Annotated in this window: 13 protein-coding genes; 9 read left to right on the top strand and 4 right to left on the bottom strand. The window is 38.5% G+C overall.

Annotated features, from left to right (window positions below; genetic code table 11):
- Positions 1-24: 24 nt before the first annotated feature.
- Positions 25-345, bottom strand: coding sequence for an HI1450 family dsDNA-mimic protein (locus I6E85_RS01575; RefSeq protein WP_007581697.1), 321 nt, complete (start codon positions 343-345; stop codon positions 25-27).
- Between the two features lie 367 nt (positions 346-712).
- Here I6E85_RS01575 and I6E85_RS01570 point away from each other — a divergent pair, with 367 nt between their 5' ends.
- From I6E85_RS01570 to I6E85_RS01540, 7 genes are all read left to right on the top strand, one after another.
- Positions 713-1504 carry a crotonase/enoyl-CoA hydratase family protein gene (locus tag I6E85_RS01570; RefSeq protein ID WP_024590003.1) on the top strand — a complete coding sequence of 264 codons (792 nt, stop codon included), beginning with the start codon at positions 713-715 and terminating at the stop codon, positions 1502-1504.
- A gap of 71 nt (positions 1505-1575) precedes the next feature.
- Positions 1576-1929 (top strand): CidA/LrgA family protein, encoded by a 354-nt coding sequence (locus I6E85_RS01565; RefSeq protein WP_024590004.1) that lies wholly within the window; start codon positions 1576-1578, stop codon positions 1927-1929.
- Positions 1922-2665, top strand: coding sequence for an LrgB family protein (locus I6E85_RS01560; RefSeq protein ID WP_024590005.1), 744 nt, complete (start codon positions 1922-1924; stop codon positions 2663-2665). Before I6E85_RS01565 ends, I6E85_RS01560 begins: the two co-directional genes overlap by 8 nt.
- 38 nt (positions 2666-2703) lie before the next feature.
- On the top strand, positions 2704-3534 hold the full coding sequence (locus tag I6E85_RS01555; RefSeq protein WP_024590006.1) for a mechanosensitive ion channel family protein: 831 nt from the start codon (positions 2704-2706) through the stop codon (positions 3532-3534).
- Between the two features lie 168 nt (positions 3535-3702).
- Complete coding sequence (locus I6E85_RS01550; protein WP_024590007.1) at positions 3703-6957, top strand: winged helix-turn-helix domain-containing protein; 3255 nt, start codon at positions 3703-3705, stop codon at positions 6955-6957.
- Between the two features lie 16 nt (positions 6958-6973).
- Positions 6974-7351 (top strand): DP-EP family protein, encoded by a 378-nt coding sequence (locus tag I6E85_RS01545; RefSeq protein ID WP_024590008.1) that lies wholly within the window; start codon positions 6974-6976, stop codon positions 7349-7351.
- A 205-nt stretch (positions 7352-7556) separates the two neighbouring features.
- A complete protein-coding gene (locus tag I6E85_RS01540; RefSeq protein ID WP_007581681.1) occupies positions 7557-8546 on the top strand; it encodes a sensor domain-containing diguanylate cyclase in 990 nt (329 codons plus the stop codon).
- 78 nt (positions 8547-8624) lie between these two features.
- Here the strand turns inward: I6E85_RS01540 and I6E85_RS01535 are convergent, their stop codons facing one another.
- On the bottom strand, positions 8625-9107 hold the full coding sequence (locus I6E85_RS01535) for a winged helix-turn-helix transcriptional regulator (protein ID WP_024590009.1): 483 nt from the start codon (positions 9105-9107) through the stop codon (positions 8625-8627).
- A 169-nt stretch (positions 9108-9276) separates the two neighbouring features.
- Here I6E85_RS01535 and putA point away from each other — a divergent pair, with 169 nt between their 5' ends.
- Together putA and I6E85_RS01525 are read left to right on the top strand one after the other, a co-directional pair.
- Positions 9277-13080: a bifunctional proline dehydrogenase/L-glutamate gamma-semialdehyde dehydrogenase PutA gene (gene putA, locus I6E85_RS01530; RefSeq protein ID WP_024592081.1), complete on the top strand. Its 3804-nt coding sequence runs from the start codon at positions 9277-9279 to the stop codon at positions 13078-13080.
- Between the two features lie 118 nt (positions 13081-13198).
- A complete protein-coding gene (locus I6E85_RS01525; protein ID WP_024590011.1) occupies positions 13199-14392 on the top strand; it encodes an HD-GYP domain-containing protein in 1194 nt (397 codons plus the stop codon).
- 53 nt (positions 14393-14445) lie between these two features.
- Here I6E85_RS01525 and I6E85_RS01520 read toward each other — a convergent pair whose 3' ends face one another.
- Positions 14446-15483 carry a general secretion pathway protein GspB gene (locus I6E85_RS01520; protein WP_024590012.1) on the bottom strand — a complete coding sequence of 346 codons (1038 nt, stop codon included), beginning with the start codon at positions 15481-15483 and terminating at the stop codon, positions 14446-14448.
- An 11-nt stretch (positions 15484-15494) separates the two neighbouring features.
- Positions 15495-16412, bottom strand: a complete 918-nt coding sequence (locus tag I6E85_RS01515) for an ExeA family protein (protein ID WP_024590013.1) — start codon at positions 16410-16412, stop codon at positions 15495-15497.
- Positions 16413-16480 lie beyond the last annotated feature (68 nt).

Raw genomic sequence — 16480 nt, 5'->3', positions numbered from 1 at the left:
AATTATAAAAATAAGCCGTATTGCTTATTCAGTTTCTTTCCATAAAATATGACAAAACGGAGCATCTTTATCACGACTAATCAAAATTTTAGCAAACAAAACATCATCATTTTCAAATTCTAAACCAACCAACACCTGAATAAAGTGCTCTGGCTCTATTTCAAGGGCTACAAAGTCTTGCCACTGGTCATCTGGCTCGTCTTCTTCAATAAAGCCTAGGTCTTCTCTAAACTCATTAAAGTCTTCAACATCTTTTTCACTCAAGTTATTTGGCGCTAACTCTAAAAAAATATCATAAGCTTGGTGAGTAGCTTCTTCTACCGTATATAAACGTGGACCCGACATATGTGCTTAACCTTAAGCTTTTAAGTTGCGCTATATTATCAAATCTCATCATCATTTTGATAAAAAAAAGCTTAAAACACTGACTTTTTTGTAACCGAGTCATGCTTTATTCAGCATACAACTAAAACGACAAATAACAACTCACCTAACCTATTGAATATAAAGATTACTTTTATTATTTAAGTTAAAATAACAACGTAAAATATTTTTATTATCTTAGGTCCGAATTGTTTAGCCTTTTCTCATCTAAAACCAATCCTTTAAGACTACGGCTTTAGCAATAAATTCCATTTATTTAAAAAATACCGTCACTTTACTTAATTCCTATAACAACATAAGCTCAAGCAACAGGTCAGAGGAGTGTGTAATGATAAAACTAGAAAAACAAAATGGCATTGCAACCGTCACGCTTAGCAGAGCAAAAAAACAAAATGCATTAAGTTTTGAAATGTTTGTAGAGCTAAACAAAGTCATTAAAAATATAAAAAGAGATCGCAGTATTCGTGCTGTGGTAATAAAAGGCGATGGCGAACATTTTTGTGCAGGCCTTGATATATCTGCAGTAATGGCTACACCAATGAACATAGTGAAATTATTGCTTAAATGGTTACCTGGCAATCAAAATTTAGCGCAAAAAGTAGTATTAGGCTGGCAGTCACTGAGTGTGCCCGTTATTGCACAAATTGATGGCAACTGTTTAGGGGGGGGTTTGCAAATAGCTTTGGGGGCAGATTACAGAGTTGTTCATATTGATGCCAAACTTGCCATTATGGAAGCGCGTTGGGGATTGTGCCCCGATATGGGCGCAAATGTAATGATGAGCGGTTTAGTTAAGCGCGACCAAGCACTTTGGCTTGCAAGCCACGCAAACCCAATCACTGCACAACAAGCAAATGAGCTAGGTTTGGTTACTAAACTTACCGATGATACTCAGCAAGCAACGCAAAACATGCTCAATACATTACTTGAGCGTTCACCAGATACGCTCGCTGCAATTAAACGCATTACACAACTTAGCTATAAACCAAACCAACGAAAAATACTCGCTAAAGAAACCTTCAGCCAAATTCGCTTATTGCTAAACCCAAACACTAAAAAAGCAATTGCTAAAGCAAAAGGAAAAGCGAATATAACCTACGCAAATACAAAGCACTGGTAGACTATTGCACAATGCATAAAAGAGTTTGATTTGTTAAAGTTAAGCTCTTATCTTTTCTGTGGGCCACTTTGATGAAATATCTGCTCAGTAGCGCTATTATTTTACTATGTTTAGCCTGCGCTAAACTCACTATGCACTTTATTGGTGGAAGCTTTCCTGCACCGTTACTTGCTATGGTTATTTTATTAGTTTTACTCTTATCGGGTATTGTAAAAGAGCAACATGTAAAACCATGCGCCTCCCCTATTTTAAATATTATGCCTATCTTTTTCATTCCTGCGGGTGTGGGATTTATTGAACATCTCGGCCTTATAAAATCGCACTGGGCATTTTTAGCCTCAGTTGTGGTGCTAGTCCCTATAACTACCTTGTTGCTTGTTAGCAGTGTAATTGCGAACTTTAAGGGAAGAGAAAATAATGACTGATTTTACTTTTTCCGCTATTTCAGAGCTACAGCCTAATTTATGGTGGCTAAGTATTCCTTTTATTATTGTATTATTTTTAGCGCTAAGGGCCGTAAACCAAAGTATAAAAAACAGCGTATTTAAATCGCTCACTAACCCCGTATTTTTAAGTATTAGTATTATCGCTTTATTACTAATTAACCTAAATCTGCCTTATACGCAATTTGCCTCGCACAGCAAATTATTAAGCTGGTTATTAGAGCCCGCGATTGTGGCTTTAGCGCTTCCTTTATATCAGCAGTTTACACACGTACGAAAAAACCTATTACTCATAGTCGCAACATGTAGCTTAGGTATTGTTAACGCAACCGTTGTGGCATTTTTGCTAAGCATATTATTTAATACGCCTGCGCAGCTAAGTGCATCTGTTGCCGCACTCAGTGTCACAACCCCAATATCTTTAATTGTTACTGACTCATTAGGGGGGATTAGCTCTCTTGCTGCGGTTTTAGTTATTTTTATTGGTTTACTAGGCGCTTTATTTGGCTTTATGCTTTTTCAACTCATTAATATTTTTAATCACGAATCTCAAGGTGTTGCCATGGGCACAGCTTGTCATGCAATTGGGACTGCTGCTGCTATTGCTGAGCATCCAAAAGTAGGCGCTTACTCCTCAGTTGCAATGGCGCTAAGTGCTTTATTAACAGCGATTATAGTGCCGCTGTTATATCCATTTTTAGTCAACATTTTGCTATAGTTGGAAAAATACAACATAGCCCTAACATAGAGCGCTTTATGATCAGTTCTGAAATCGAACAGTTTGAAAAATATTACACCATGCTTACTGAGTATATGGTTACCTACAGTATGCAAATTGTTGGCGCTATTTTTATCGTCCTCATTGGTTTGTGGATAGCACAAAAGCTTGCCAAATTTGTAGCCGCGTTAATGACCCGTCATAACGTTGACATTACGCTTACTAACTTTGTCAGTAGCGTGGTAAAAGTACTGCTAATTGTAATGGTTATAATTATTGCACTTGGAAAAATAGGTATCAGCGTTACGCCATTTGTAGCAGCCATTGGTGCTGCGTCTTTGGGTGCAGGTTTAGCGCTGCAAGGAATGCTCTCTAACTATGGTGCAGGCCTTGCCATTATAGCCACTCGACCTTTTGTTGTTGGTGATACTATTGAAGTTAAAAATGTAAGCGGCCAAGTTAAAACAATTGAGCTTGGCTACACTATTTTAATCAATGAAGAAAAAGTAGAAATTACCATTCCAAATAAGCACATAGTAGGTGAAATACTTCATAACTCATTTAGTTACTCATTGGTCAAAGGTGAAATAGATATAGCCTATAGTGCTTGCTCTGATAACGCGATTCGCCTTATTGAAGACGTACTTAAAGCACACGAATTAGTCGCACAAAATCCGTTATCACAAGTGGGTATTGAACGCTTTGCCGATAGCGGTGTTACAATAAGCTACCGATATTGGGTACCTACCACTAAAATTATTGAAACCAAGCTGGCTATTAATGGCGGTGTTTATAAAGCAATTAATAACGCTGATATTGAAATCCCATTCCCTCAACGCGTCATTACTATAAATAAAAGCGATATATAGTCATAAAATCCAGTGGGTAATTCAATATTGAATTACCCACATCAATAAACTTCTTTTACTGCGTAAAAACTCCTTATCTGTTTGTTATTTTATCTGTAATATAAAGACTTGGTTAAAAAAGTCGGCTAATCACTCGCTTTAATTACATAATAACAATAATGAGCCATTATGAATCGCAGCCCTTTTTATTTAGGTGATTGGCAAGTCAATCCCCAGTCAAATACTCTTCAGCGTGCAGAAAAAAATAAACAGTTAGAACCAAAAGCCATGGATGTGTTAGTTCATCTTTGCTTCCAAAAAGGCGAAATTGTTACTACTGACGAGCTATTAGATCAATGCTGGAAAAATGTTGAGGTAGGCGATAACCCGCTGCATAAAACAATTACCCAGTTACGAAAAGCCCTCGGTGATAAAGCAAGTGAGCCCACCTACATAGAAACTATTCGCAAACGTGGTTACCGCGTTATTGCAAAACTTGAGTTTCCTCTGGCTGAAGATATAAAAAAAAGTGAAAACACATGGCAAGGTGGCTCTCCTTTTTTAGGATTAAGCGCCTACAACCCAAGCGATACACACCTATTTTTTGGCCGCAATCAATCTATAGAAACGTTACTCAATAGAATATCGAGCCAAGTTAAATTTGGTCGTGCTTTTTGCTTAATACTTGGCCCTAGCGGTACGGGTAAATCTTCGCTTGTTAATGCTGGGATTTTACCAAAACTGCTAGATGAGCGAGGCTATAACGGCATTGGGGTTATTTCTTATAGCCAACTCGACTTTGCAGATGTTCATAAAAATAGACTTTTTTTAGATTTAGCTTCTGCATTGCTTGATTGGGATATAAATGGCCTTCCTGTATTTGAAGGATTAAGCGCGCAAACACTGGCAGAGCAACTAGAATTGGCAATCGATGGCGTAATCAACGCCATACAAATTGCACTTAGCAAAGCCTCTACACAACTTAAAACACCCCAGTTATTTTTATTTATTGACCGCTTAGAAGTACTGCTTTCTTCTCCTTTATTTAGTAGCGAAACGCGCAGCCATTTTTTATCAGTTATTGAGCGCTTAGCAACCTCTAAAACTGTGATTGTATTTAGTGCGTGTCGTAACGACTTTTACCCTTTAGTGGTTGAACAACCAAGTCTAATGGCAGGCAAAGCTCATGGCGCGCACTACGATTTAACACCGCCAAATCGCCAAGAGCTTCAACAAATTATTCGCCTGCCAGCGTTAACCGCTAATTTAACGTTCTCGAATGACCCAGAAACCCAAACACCACTGGATGAAATATTGTGCGCCGATACAGCTAATAACCCCGATGCATTACCCATGCTGCAATACACATTGCAAGAGCTGTACTTGCAGCGCAGTGATAGTAACGAGCTACTGCACAGTGTTTACACAAAACTCGGGGGTATTGAGGGAGCCATAGGCAAAAAAGCAGAAGATATATTTATTGACCTCAGCAACGAGCAACAACAGCAACTAAAAAGCGTATTATCACAGCTGATCACTTTAAATCCAGATGGTAAAACCATTACGAGCCGCGCTGCCCGCTGGCAAACATTAACGAACACAAGCCAAAAAGAGCTTGTGCAAGCCATGGTCGATAGCCGTTTATTTGTATCGCATTTACAAAATCAAGAAGCCTGTTTTAGCCTTGCTCACGAGGCATTATTACGTCAATGGCCGCGAGCAAAACAATGGATTAATGATCATAAAGATGCCTTAGCAATAAAAAGCCGCTTACAACACCAAGCGCAAAATTGGATAGATGAAGGTAAAAGTAGTGCTTACCTCCTAGCGCCAGGTAAACCGCTACAAGAAGCGCAGCTATTACTAAACGACAAACTGTTTAAATTAGATGATAACGAGCACACTCTTATCAAAAGCTCTATTAAAAAAACAAAAACAAAAATAAGAGTAAAACGGGTGACCGTTGCTTTATTGTGCTTACTTACATTTACCGCGTTATTAATGAGCTTTACTAGTTTTAAGGCCCAGCAACATGCGCAAAAAAAACAGCTTGAGGCCGAAAGCTTACTGGGGTTTATGGTGGGTGACTTTGCCGACAAACTGCGTAGCGTAAAGCGTATGGACTTACTTGATGGTATTAGTAATAAAGCACTTGAATATTTTACAAATCAAACAGACGAATCAGGTTCACTCTTTAGCTTTAGCGATGATAAAGCACAATTTAACAACCGTTTCCAGTACGCACAAACCCTCGAAGCAATGGGTGAAGTAGCTTATTCCCGAGGTAAAACCGATGAAGCCTTTACCGCCTTTGAAAACGCCCGCACCCGCCTTGAGGCATTATTAAAAATACAGCCTAACAATATAGAATTACTAACGCTTGCGGGTGCCAATGCCTTTTGGTTAGGCCAGCTTCATTATGATAAAAGTGATTACGCTGCCACTGAGCCATTATTTAAAAAGTATCATATGTATAGCGAAACCATGTATTCATTAGCAGCGAATGATTTTAATTCCATTATGGAGTTGTCGTATTCACATAATTCGCTGGGATCTTTGTATTTAAAACAATTTAATTATAAAGCGGCAAAACAGAGCTTTACCGAATCACTTACTCTTAAAAACGAAGCGCTTGTGCTAAAGCCCAACAATAAAAACTTATTGCGTGATAAAGCAGATACCCTTAGTTGGCTTGCAAAAACTGAAGGTATGCTTGGTAACTTCAACACTGCAGTGTATATATTGGACAATGCAGTTGCTGTGGTCAAAAAGGTGGCTAATCACTACCCTGATGACGCGAGTCTTTTTTATATGTCAGCAAATATATATATGCAACAAGGCTATTTACTAAGCTATTTACCTGATAAAAAAATGGCCTATTTAAAAGCTCGCTTTGCGAATGAAAATATAAATGAGGCTTTAAAGCAAGATCCAGAAAATAATGAATTTCAACATATGTATTATCGCTCTTTAGCGCAATTAATAATGTTGTCTTATGACAAAAAAGTAGATTCAAGAATAGGAGAAATTATTAGCTTCTTAAAATCACAAGGTTTTAATAGTATCAATTCTATTAATACACAAATTAGTCTGGCTCGCTATTTTATTGACAGAAACTTCCCTCTTAAAGCGCAAGAGTTATTAACAACCCTTGAGAATGATGGCGAATATAAACGTTACATAACCAATAAAATGAAGAATAGAGATAACTTAGCTCCCATAAATATAAACCTGCTCAAAGCTAAATTAGCTTCGACCAGCGAACAGCGAGAGCAATTTTGCGTAAATGCGCTTAAAGCTATTACTCAAACAGTAAAAATAAACCAAAGTATTCACGTAAAGTACCCGCAGGTACAAGCATATACCTGCTTAAACCGAGCAAACGAAATACCAACAATAACAGCAAGCCTGATAAAACTAGGCATTACTGACTTTAAACTATAAATACAAAGGAAATAACATGAATACCACCTTAGAAAAAGTCGATTTTCAAGTACATATTGAGTTTAACGATAAAAAAGAGGCCGTTTTTAGCTATACAGAAAATGGTAAAGCCGTTGACGGCGGCGGTACAGTAAGAGCCGAAACTGCAGGTACTTACACTTTAACTCCTGTAACAGTTGGGCTAGGCTTTTTTTTCACGGGGGCTACAATTACTAATAAAATCGGAACATGTGCCCAAGATTTCAGTTATGAACTTAGTGATAACCGCCAAGCAATCACCGTCACCGATACAGCAAAAAACTCAGGCACTGCATGTTTAATATTTAACGTTGAGTGTAATGATAAACCTTATTCAAGCCCTGACCCACAAGTTATAAATAAAGACAAAAATTAATTATTGATTTTAAATTGCACAAGCATAATTTCCCCAGTGCAATTTATTTATAACCTAACTACCTTTTAGCTAAGCACTGACACACTTCAATAAAAACAAATAAAATCAACAAATTAAAAAAGAAGGTTACCGAAAGGTTTAAAAACCATAAATTAAATAAACTCCTAGACATAAAGTTTCATTAACAATAAAAATGAGCAACACCATGTCTAACAATAATGAAAATAGCAGAGCAAACAACACCGACAACGCTGTATCTGCATTAATGAGCAGCATTTCTAATACCGTTAACAATGAAAAAATAAGCGCAATTATTAATGTCACTAATGTGATGGCCGATGCTATTTTTATTGTTAATGCAGATGGAGTGTTTGAATCAGTAAATCCCGTTGCAGCTCGTTTTTTTAATGTTACGTCTGACTCGTTAATAGGTAAAAAATGGCAAGATTGTTTACAAGAACAGTATCGCGATGACTATCAATACATGTTTGAAAGTTGGAAAAACAACTATCAAACACCACTCAATCATGGCCCGAAAGAAGTTAAAATAATAAAAAACAATGGTAACTGTTTAGATATAGAGCTCTCAATTTCTTGTATACCCGCATCAACTACAAACAATATCCCTCTATTTATTTGTATTATGCATGATATTTCTAGGCATGTTAAAAAGTATAAAGTACTCGAAAACATAGCCAAAATAGATCACCTTACAGGCGTCGCTAATCGCTGCACTTTAGAAAAGGCGATTATTAAAAATTGGCAAGAATGCATAGTAGACAAACAGCCTTTGAGTTTTATCTTGATCGATATTGATTTTTTTAAACTGTTTAATGATAATTTTGGTCATGTAAAGGGTGATAAATGTTTGCAAAAAGTAGCTCAAACAATTGAAGACTGCCTCCCCTCAAAAGATAGTTTAGTAGCACGCTATGGTGGTGAGGAGTTTGCTGTTGTATTACCCCGCTCACATGTCTCAAATGCAGAAATGATCGCAAAACGTATTCAAGAAAAAATACTCAACATTAATTTTAGAGATATTGGTTTGCCAGCGAATGTAAAGATAAGTGTAAGCCAGGGTTTAGCGTGTGAATACGATAATCAGTACAGAACATCTGAGGCATTAATATGCGCGGCTGATACGGCTTTATATAGAGCGAAGTCGGAAGGTCGTAATAAATTATGTATAAGGTGATGTACTAACTATTTGGTATAGCCTTTATCTACTAAAATAAAAAACCGCAATTGCGGTTTTTTATTACTTGAGAAAAGCTTAAATGTCGATTAGCAGCCCTTCGTCTTTTTTAATCTTTTCGATCACCATATAAGTATGATGAGTGCCCACGCCGGGAATATCGACTAAGTCGCCAAGAACTTGTCTATATTCTTCCATATTAGAAACGCGGATTTTTAATAAATAATCATAACCGCCTGCCACCATGTCGCATTCAACGACTTGTTGTATTCTTAGTATATGCTCTCTAAATACCTTAAATACTGCTGTATTTGAAGCAACAAGCGACACTTGAACATGTGCTACTAAGCTTTGATTAAGCTTTGCTTCGCTAAGCTTAGCGTAGTAGCCTTCGATATAGCCTTCTTGCTCTAATCGTTTTACACGATCAAGACACGGGCTTGCACTCAAATTAACCTGTTTTGCGAGGTTAACATTTGAAATTCTGCCGTTCTTTTGTAGAACGTCTAGTATGGCTAAATCAATACGATCTAGCATGCGTAATCTATTTGGAATTGTCATAACAGAATTTTATGCGGATAAGTTAAATTTATGCCCTGTAAATTATCGTAAAACGCGAAATTTAACCAGCATATTCTGCTGAAATTTAATTAGAATGCACTCACAATATCACTGGTAATTTATTGGTAATTAATTTTACTTTAATTCTTAACACTCCTGAGGGTTGCTTATGTTATTCAACGGCGATTTAACAACGATTTGTCCTATTAGACAAAGAATCCGTGACTTCTACCGCATAGATGAAAATGCGGTTATTGATCATATTTTACCGCTTGCAGAAGTAGGCGTAAAAGCACGAAGTCGTGCCTGGGAAAGAGCCCGCCAGATTGTTTTAAACATTCGTAAAGAGCAAGATGGGCAAGGCGGTGTTGATGCGCTTTTAAATGAATTTTCACTCTCTAGTGAAGAAGGCGTTGTATTAATGTGTTTGGCCGAAGCGCTGCTTCGCGTACCAGACAAAGCAACTCAAGATGTACTGATTCGTGACAAGTTAGCGAAAGGTGATTGGAGCTCTCATTTAGGCAGCAGCGATTCTTTATTCGTAAACGCGTCTTCTTGGGGATTATTAGTTACCGGTAAAATGGTTAACTACACAGACAAAACGAAAGAACAACAGTTCGGCATGCTTAAAAAGACCATTGGTCGTTTGGGTGAGCCAGTTATTCGTAAGTCTGTAAATTTTGCTATGAAAATTATGGGTAAGCAATTCGTTATGGGTCGTACCATTGACGAAGCAATTGAACGTGCTGCCGATACAGAGCAAAAAGGTTATGTATATTCTTACGATATGCTAGGCGAAGGCGCGCGCACAATGAAAGATGCGAAGCGTTACTTTGACAGCTACATGAATGCTATACACTCTATTGGTAAAGCGGCAAATGGTCGTGGTCCAATTAAGAGCCCTGGCATTTCAGTTAAGCTTTCTGCTATTCATCCTCGTTATGAGTTCACTCATAAAGACCGTGTGATGGAAGAAATTGTACCAAAGTTAAAAGAGCTTGCGCTTGCAGCTAAAAAATACGATATCGGCTTTACCGTTGATGCTGAGGAAGCTGACCGTCTAGATATTTCATTAGATGTAATTGAAGCAGTATTTAGTGATGAAGATCTTGGTGATTGGCAAGGATTTGGCTTAGCGGTTCAAGCGTACCAAAAACGCGCTATTTTTGTAATTGAATGGCTAACCGACCTTGCAAGCCGTGTTGGTCGTAAAATGATGGTACGTTTAGTTAAAGGCGCGTACTGGGATACTGAAATCAAAACCACACAACAAGATGGTTTAGAGCATTTCCCTGTATTTACCCGTAAAGCAACAACCGATGTTTCTTACAAAGCATGTGCTATTAAAATGCTTGAAGCGCGCGACGTACTTTATCCGCAGTTTGCAACACACAACGCTTACACTGCCGCGACTATTTTAGAAGTAGCGAAAGGCGACAACACCGGTTTTGAATTTCAACGTTTGCACGGTATGGGTGAATCTTTATTCGACCAAATCGTTAACGAAGAAAAAATTCAATGTCGTGTATATGCCCCAGTTGGTCAACACGAAGACCTACTTGCTTACCTTGTTCGTCGTTTGTTAGAAAATGGTGCTAACTCATCATTTGTGAACGCGATTGTAGATACAACAAAACCTGTTGAATCATTACTACCAGACCCTGTAGAAACATTGCAAGGCTTGCGTAATAAGTACAATACGCAAATCAAAATGCCAATTGATTTATACGGTGAAGAACGTGCTAACTCTAAAGGCATGGATTTAACCGATATTAATGTTATTACCCCTTTCAAAGAGAATCTTGAAACATGGTTTAACGAGCACTTAATTGAGCAAAGCCAAGTACCAGAAGGCTCATTGGCTGTTAAAAACCCAGCAAATCACAAAGAAATCATCGGCCACGTTAAACTGCAAACTGGCGAAGAGATGAAGGTATTACTGGCTAACGCTGAAGCGGCACTTGAATCATGGTCACAAACACCAGTAAAAGAGCGAGCTAATTTACTGCGCCGCGTTGCTGACATTTTAGAACGTCATCACGACGAACTAGTCGCTATCTGTATTAAAGAAGCGGGTAAAGTAGCGCAAGATGGTATTGATGAAGTACGTGAAGCGGTTGATTTTTGTCGTTACTACGCAGCGCGCGCTGAAGAGTTGTCTAAAGATGAACGTTTTGAAGCCCGTGGCGTTATTTTATGTATTAGCCCGTGGAACTTCCCGCTTGCAATATTCTTAGGCCAAGTTGCTGCTGCGATTGTTACAGGTAACACTGTAATTGCTAAGCCTGCTGAGCAAACAAGTTTAATCGCCCTTCGTGCCATTGAACTAATGCTATCTGTTGGTTTACCTGAGCACGTTGTTCAACCGGTTATCGCTCGCGGCTCAGAAGTAGGTAAAACAATTGTTCCTGATGAGCGCATTCAAGCGGTTATGTTTACAGGTTCTACTGAAACAGGCACATTAATTTCTCAAACACTTGCTGCACGTAACGACATTCAAGTACCGTTAATTGCAGAAACAGGTGGCCAAAACTGTATGATTGTTGACTCAACGGCGCTTCCTGAGCAAGTAGTTGATGATGTGATCAGTTCTGGTTTTCAAAGTGCTGGCCAACGTTGTTCTGCTCTTCGTGTTTTATTCATTCAAGATGACGTAGCAGATGGCATTATCGAAATGCTTAAAGGTGCTCTAGCTGAGTTACACATTGGCGATCCATCGTTACTATCAACTGATGTTGGTCCGGTAATTGATGAAAAAGCACTTAAAAACTTAAACGAGCACGTTGAGTACTTAAAAGGTAATTCTATACTTCATTACGAATGTAAAATTCCTGATAATACACAAAATGGCGCATACTTTTTTGCTCCTCGTTTATACGAAATCAAAGACTTATCAGTACTTAAACGTGAAGTATTTGGCCCATGTGTTCATATTGTTCGCTTTAAATCGAATGAACTTGATGATGTGATGGATCAAATAAATAACACAGGCTATGGTCTGACAATGGGTGTTCATTCACGTATTGAAGAGCGCTGTGAGTACCTTGCTAAAATGTCACGTGCGGGTAATGTCTACATTAACCGAAACATGATTGGTGCCATTGTTGGTGTGCAACCGTTTGGTGGCCGTGGTTTATCAGGTACTGGCCCTAAAGCCGGTGGCCCTAACTACCTACAACGTTTAGTAAAAGAAAAAGCATCACCAGATAACGTACAAATGACTAACCTAACGCCTGACGAACTTGATTTGCACCACTACAGCGGTGCGAATGAGCAAGTTAAAAAGCTAATGGCCAACTCAATGCGCGATGAGAAAATCTGGCGTGCAACACCACTAAACGACCGTGTTTCGGCTGTACGTCAGTTGCTTGCTAAAATCGCGACGGTAGAAATTATCGACGATTTAGCAGACGACTTAGCATTAACATTATCAGAAGCACGTGCACAGCTTAACCGCCTTGAAAAGCACATGCGTAAGTTTACTACCCTGCCTGGGCCAACGGGTGAGTCTAATACACTTCATCTAGAAGCACGTGGTTGTGTAGTGTGTTATGCAGATAAGAGCACATCATTTAACTTCTGGGCATTGTCTATCATCACTGCTATTGCCGCAGGTAATACGGTAATTACTGTAGCGTCTGAGCTGTTTTATGATGAAGCCGTTGCCTTTAAAGATAAATTTATCTCTACAGGTGTTGCAGAAGGTGTTTTCCAAGTAGCTAAACCTAACCAGTTACAAGCTATTTTGGCGCACCCTCATTTAGCCGGTGCGGTAGTTGCTGCTCGCTCGTCTCGCTTGGGCTACTTTAGCCAACAGCTTGCACAGCGTAAAGGTGCTATTTTACCGGTAATTAGCTCTGAGTATTACGATACATTAATCAAACGTCTTATTACTGAAAAAACAATCAGTATTGATACAACAGCATCAGGTGGTAACACATCACTAATGACGCTTGTTGAAGATGATGAATAATTAAGCTAATGCTTTTTAACTAAAAAATAAAAAAAGGCACTGAAAAGTGCCTTTTTTATTAGGTAGTAACGTATATATTTGTTAGCTTAATGAAAGATTAACAATAGAAGTAATAAATTTGAAAATAATTCCTGTTGGTCAGTTACTGCCTGGTATGTTTGTGCAAAGTGTTACCAGGCAAACTGGCAGTATTAAAATTAAAAATCAAGGCTGGGTTAAAACTCAGGCTGGTATTAATAACCTAATAAAAGCAGGAATTTTAGAAGTAGAAATAGACCCTGATAAAACCCTCATTGACTCAGTCCCTGAAAAAGCTCCTATCACTGTACCTGCAACAAAAATAAAGCGTGACCCTTGGCAAAAAACACACAGTGCCGAACAAGAAATGGGAAAGGCAAAAAAGCTGTATGACGAAGCTAAAACACTGCAAATAAAAGCATTTAAAGATATTAAAGCAGGCCGCGATATAGATATTACGCCATTCAGAGAGCTGGCAAGTGGCTTTATGGACTCTGTTTTTAGAAACCAAGATGCCCTAGCCTGCCTTACCCAAATGCGCCAAAAAGATGCTTACCTACTTGAGCACTCTATTAATGTATCGATATTAATGGGGATTTTTGCTAAGCATTTAGGTATAGAAAAAAACATTATCGTTGAACTGACTACCGGCGCACTTTTACACGACATTGGTAAGATAAAAATTCCTGATGAAATACTCAATAAACCAGGTCGCTTTACCGATGATGAATTTAAAATAATGAAAATGCACTCGCTTTTCAGTAAAGAGATATTAGAAGAGTCTGGTTTAACGGGTATTGCAGTTGATATTGCTGGCATGCATCACGAAAGGCTTGATGGTAAAGGCTACCCGTTTGCTAAAAAGGGCGACGAAATAAGTCAATACGTACGTATGGCGTCAATTGTGGATGTATATGATGCACTTACCGCAGAACGTGTTTACAAAGCAGGCATGGAGCCAATAAAAGCCTTTAAAATACTAAAAGACGGATGCCCAGATAGCTTCGATCCCGAGCTGCTTAATAAATTTATTCAATGTATTGGTATTCATCCGGTAGGAACGCTCGTTAGATTATCGAGTCAAAAAGTTGGTTTAGTGACCGAGAGTAACCCTAGCACACCGCTAAAACCTATCGTTAAAACATTTTACAGTGCTAAGCATAGTCGCTATACAGAGATAAAAGATATCGATTTAGCTAATAAAAAAACCCTAGATACCCTTGAGTCAGCGGTGAAACCTAAAGAATATAATATTGATTTAGAACGCTTTTATAAAAACTCAATATTATCCTAAGCAATATTGAGAGCTCAACATTCTACCGAGCTCTCAACATAATAGCTAAGCGTTTACTGCGGCCAGTCTTGCAAAGCTTTTAAGCTAAACTCATAACCATCAAAATCAAGTACACTTTGCTCAGGTGTAATCTCTCTTACAGTTAAAGCGCCTATGCTCTCTCCTTCATGTAGCTCTCGGCCATTTAGCTTGATCCAACGCTTGTCAGCGCTCGATGAATAAATATGCGCTTGATATTTAATACTAGGTAACATTGATTGCAAGCCATCTGGTAGCAATTCTACAGGCTCAACACGTGATGACGTTTTTGATGCATGGGTAACTTCATAATCCTGATTTTTTTCGACGTCTTGTATAGCTTGCGCAAACGCATTTTTAAGTGTTGTAGGCACCTCATCAAGCTCAGGATCGCTCATCTGTTGAGATTGGTTGTTACCATTAATTGGCTTACCTAGTACTTTATATTTACTCATATCTAGTTGAGCTGATGCTGTATTTTGACTTTGCCCAAATACCGAAGCGTTCTGTGTATTATTTGGATTGTAATTATTTTGTGGATTAAATACTGGCTGATTATAATTTTGAACTGGCATTACTTGTTGCACGTTCTGCTGATTATAACCCGTTGCGCTCGTGACCTGACTCGATGGCATAGGAATATATTGCCCATTAGGCGTTAATAACATTTGCTGTACACCATTAGGTGTTTGCACATGTACAAGTTGCCCTTCAATCGTTGCAGTATTTGTTGGAGCTACTTTAGCAGGTTCTAACTTAGCTATTTGCTGCTTTTCAACTGCGGCATCTACCTCTTTAACTTTTTCTTTAGTTGACGATTTTTCGCTTTCAACCACCTTAATTACAGCGGGTTCCGATATGTTTAATAAAGTAGTACCTTGAAACCACTTACCAGTAGTAAACCCACCAGCTACCGCAATAAAAGCAGCTAAGCTTGTACCAAATACTAACGCTAATCGTCTATAACGCTTAAGTGCTTGCTGTTGCTTTAACTGCTCTGATTGTAAGTCGTATTGCTCAGCACTCATATCTGATTGCTGCGACTGCTTTAGCGCATCTAATAAATAAGACATAACTTACCTAACTATAAAATAAATGAAAGCCCAATGCCTACGGCAAATAAAGCAGCGAATGCAAGGCTATATGGTACAAATGACGTTGCTTTGTTGGCCTCATTAACTGGCGCTACAAAATCCATGGGTAATGACTCATGTGCTGATTTTTTTATTATATCGCTATCAACTATCAACTGCTGCTTTGCAAAAGTGCCTACCAAAGCTCGCTCACATACCAAGTTCATTAATCGTGGCACACCACCGGTTAATTGATGAACAGCTTGCATGGCATCCATCGAAAAAATTCCTTTATCACATCCTGCAACATGTAACCGATGCTTTATGTAAGCAACTGTTTGGCCTTGCGTAAGTGGTAATAAATGGTAACGAGCTGTTATTCTCTGGGCGAGTTGCCTTAATTCATTGCGCTTTAAAAGCTCTTGTAGCTCAGGTTGACCAACCAATACTATTTGTAATAATTTTTTATGATCGGTTTCTATATTTGTCAGCAAGCGTAATTGTTCAAGCACATTAGGGGCAAGTAACTGCGCTTCATCAATTATAAGTATGGTGTGCCCACCCGATTTATTATTGGTCTCTAAGTGCTTTTTTATAATATCGGTAAGACTTTTAAGCGTCGCATTATTAGCATCGTAACTAATGTTGAGCTCATCACAGATACTAGCTAATAACTCTAGCTCTGAAAGTGCTGGGTTATGGATCATCGCTACTTGCGTGTTTTCGGGTAACTGCTCTAACATACTGCGGGTAATTGTAGTTTTACCAGTACCCACTTCGCCTGTTAATAATACAAAACCACCGTCTTCACCTAATCCATAGGTAAGGTGTGCTAAGGCTTCTTTATGTCGTTCACTTAAAAATAAGTAATGAGGGTTGGGCGAAATTGAAAAAGGTTTTTCATTCAGGCCAAAATAGCTTAAATACACCGTGATGTTCCTTCGTAATTAAATCACGGCCTATAATGGCAAAAAAACGCACTAAGTGACAACGTTGT

Origin of the sequence: Pseudoalteromonas sp. NZS71 (genome assembly GCF_015864715.1) — a bacterium.
In the GTDB taxonomy this organism is placed as follows: Bacteria; Pseudomonadota; Gammaproteobacteria; order Enterobacterales; family Alteromonadaceae; genus Pseudoalteromonas; species Pseudoalteromonas arctica.
The sequence above is the reverse complement of the archived record's forward strand: the minus strand, read 5'-3'. Positions and strand labels throughout refer to the sequence as shown.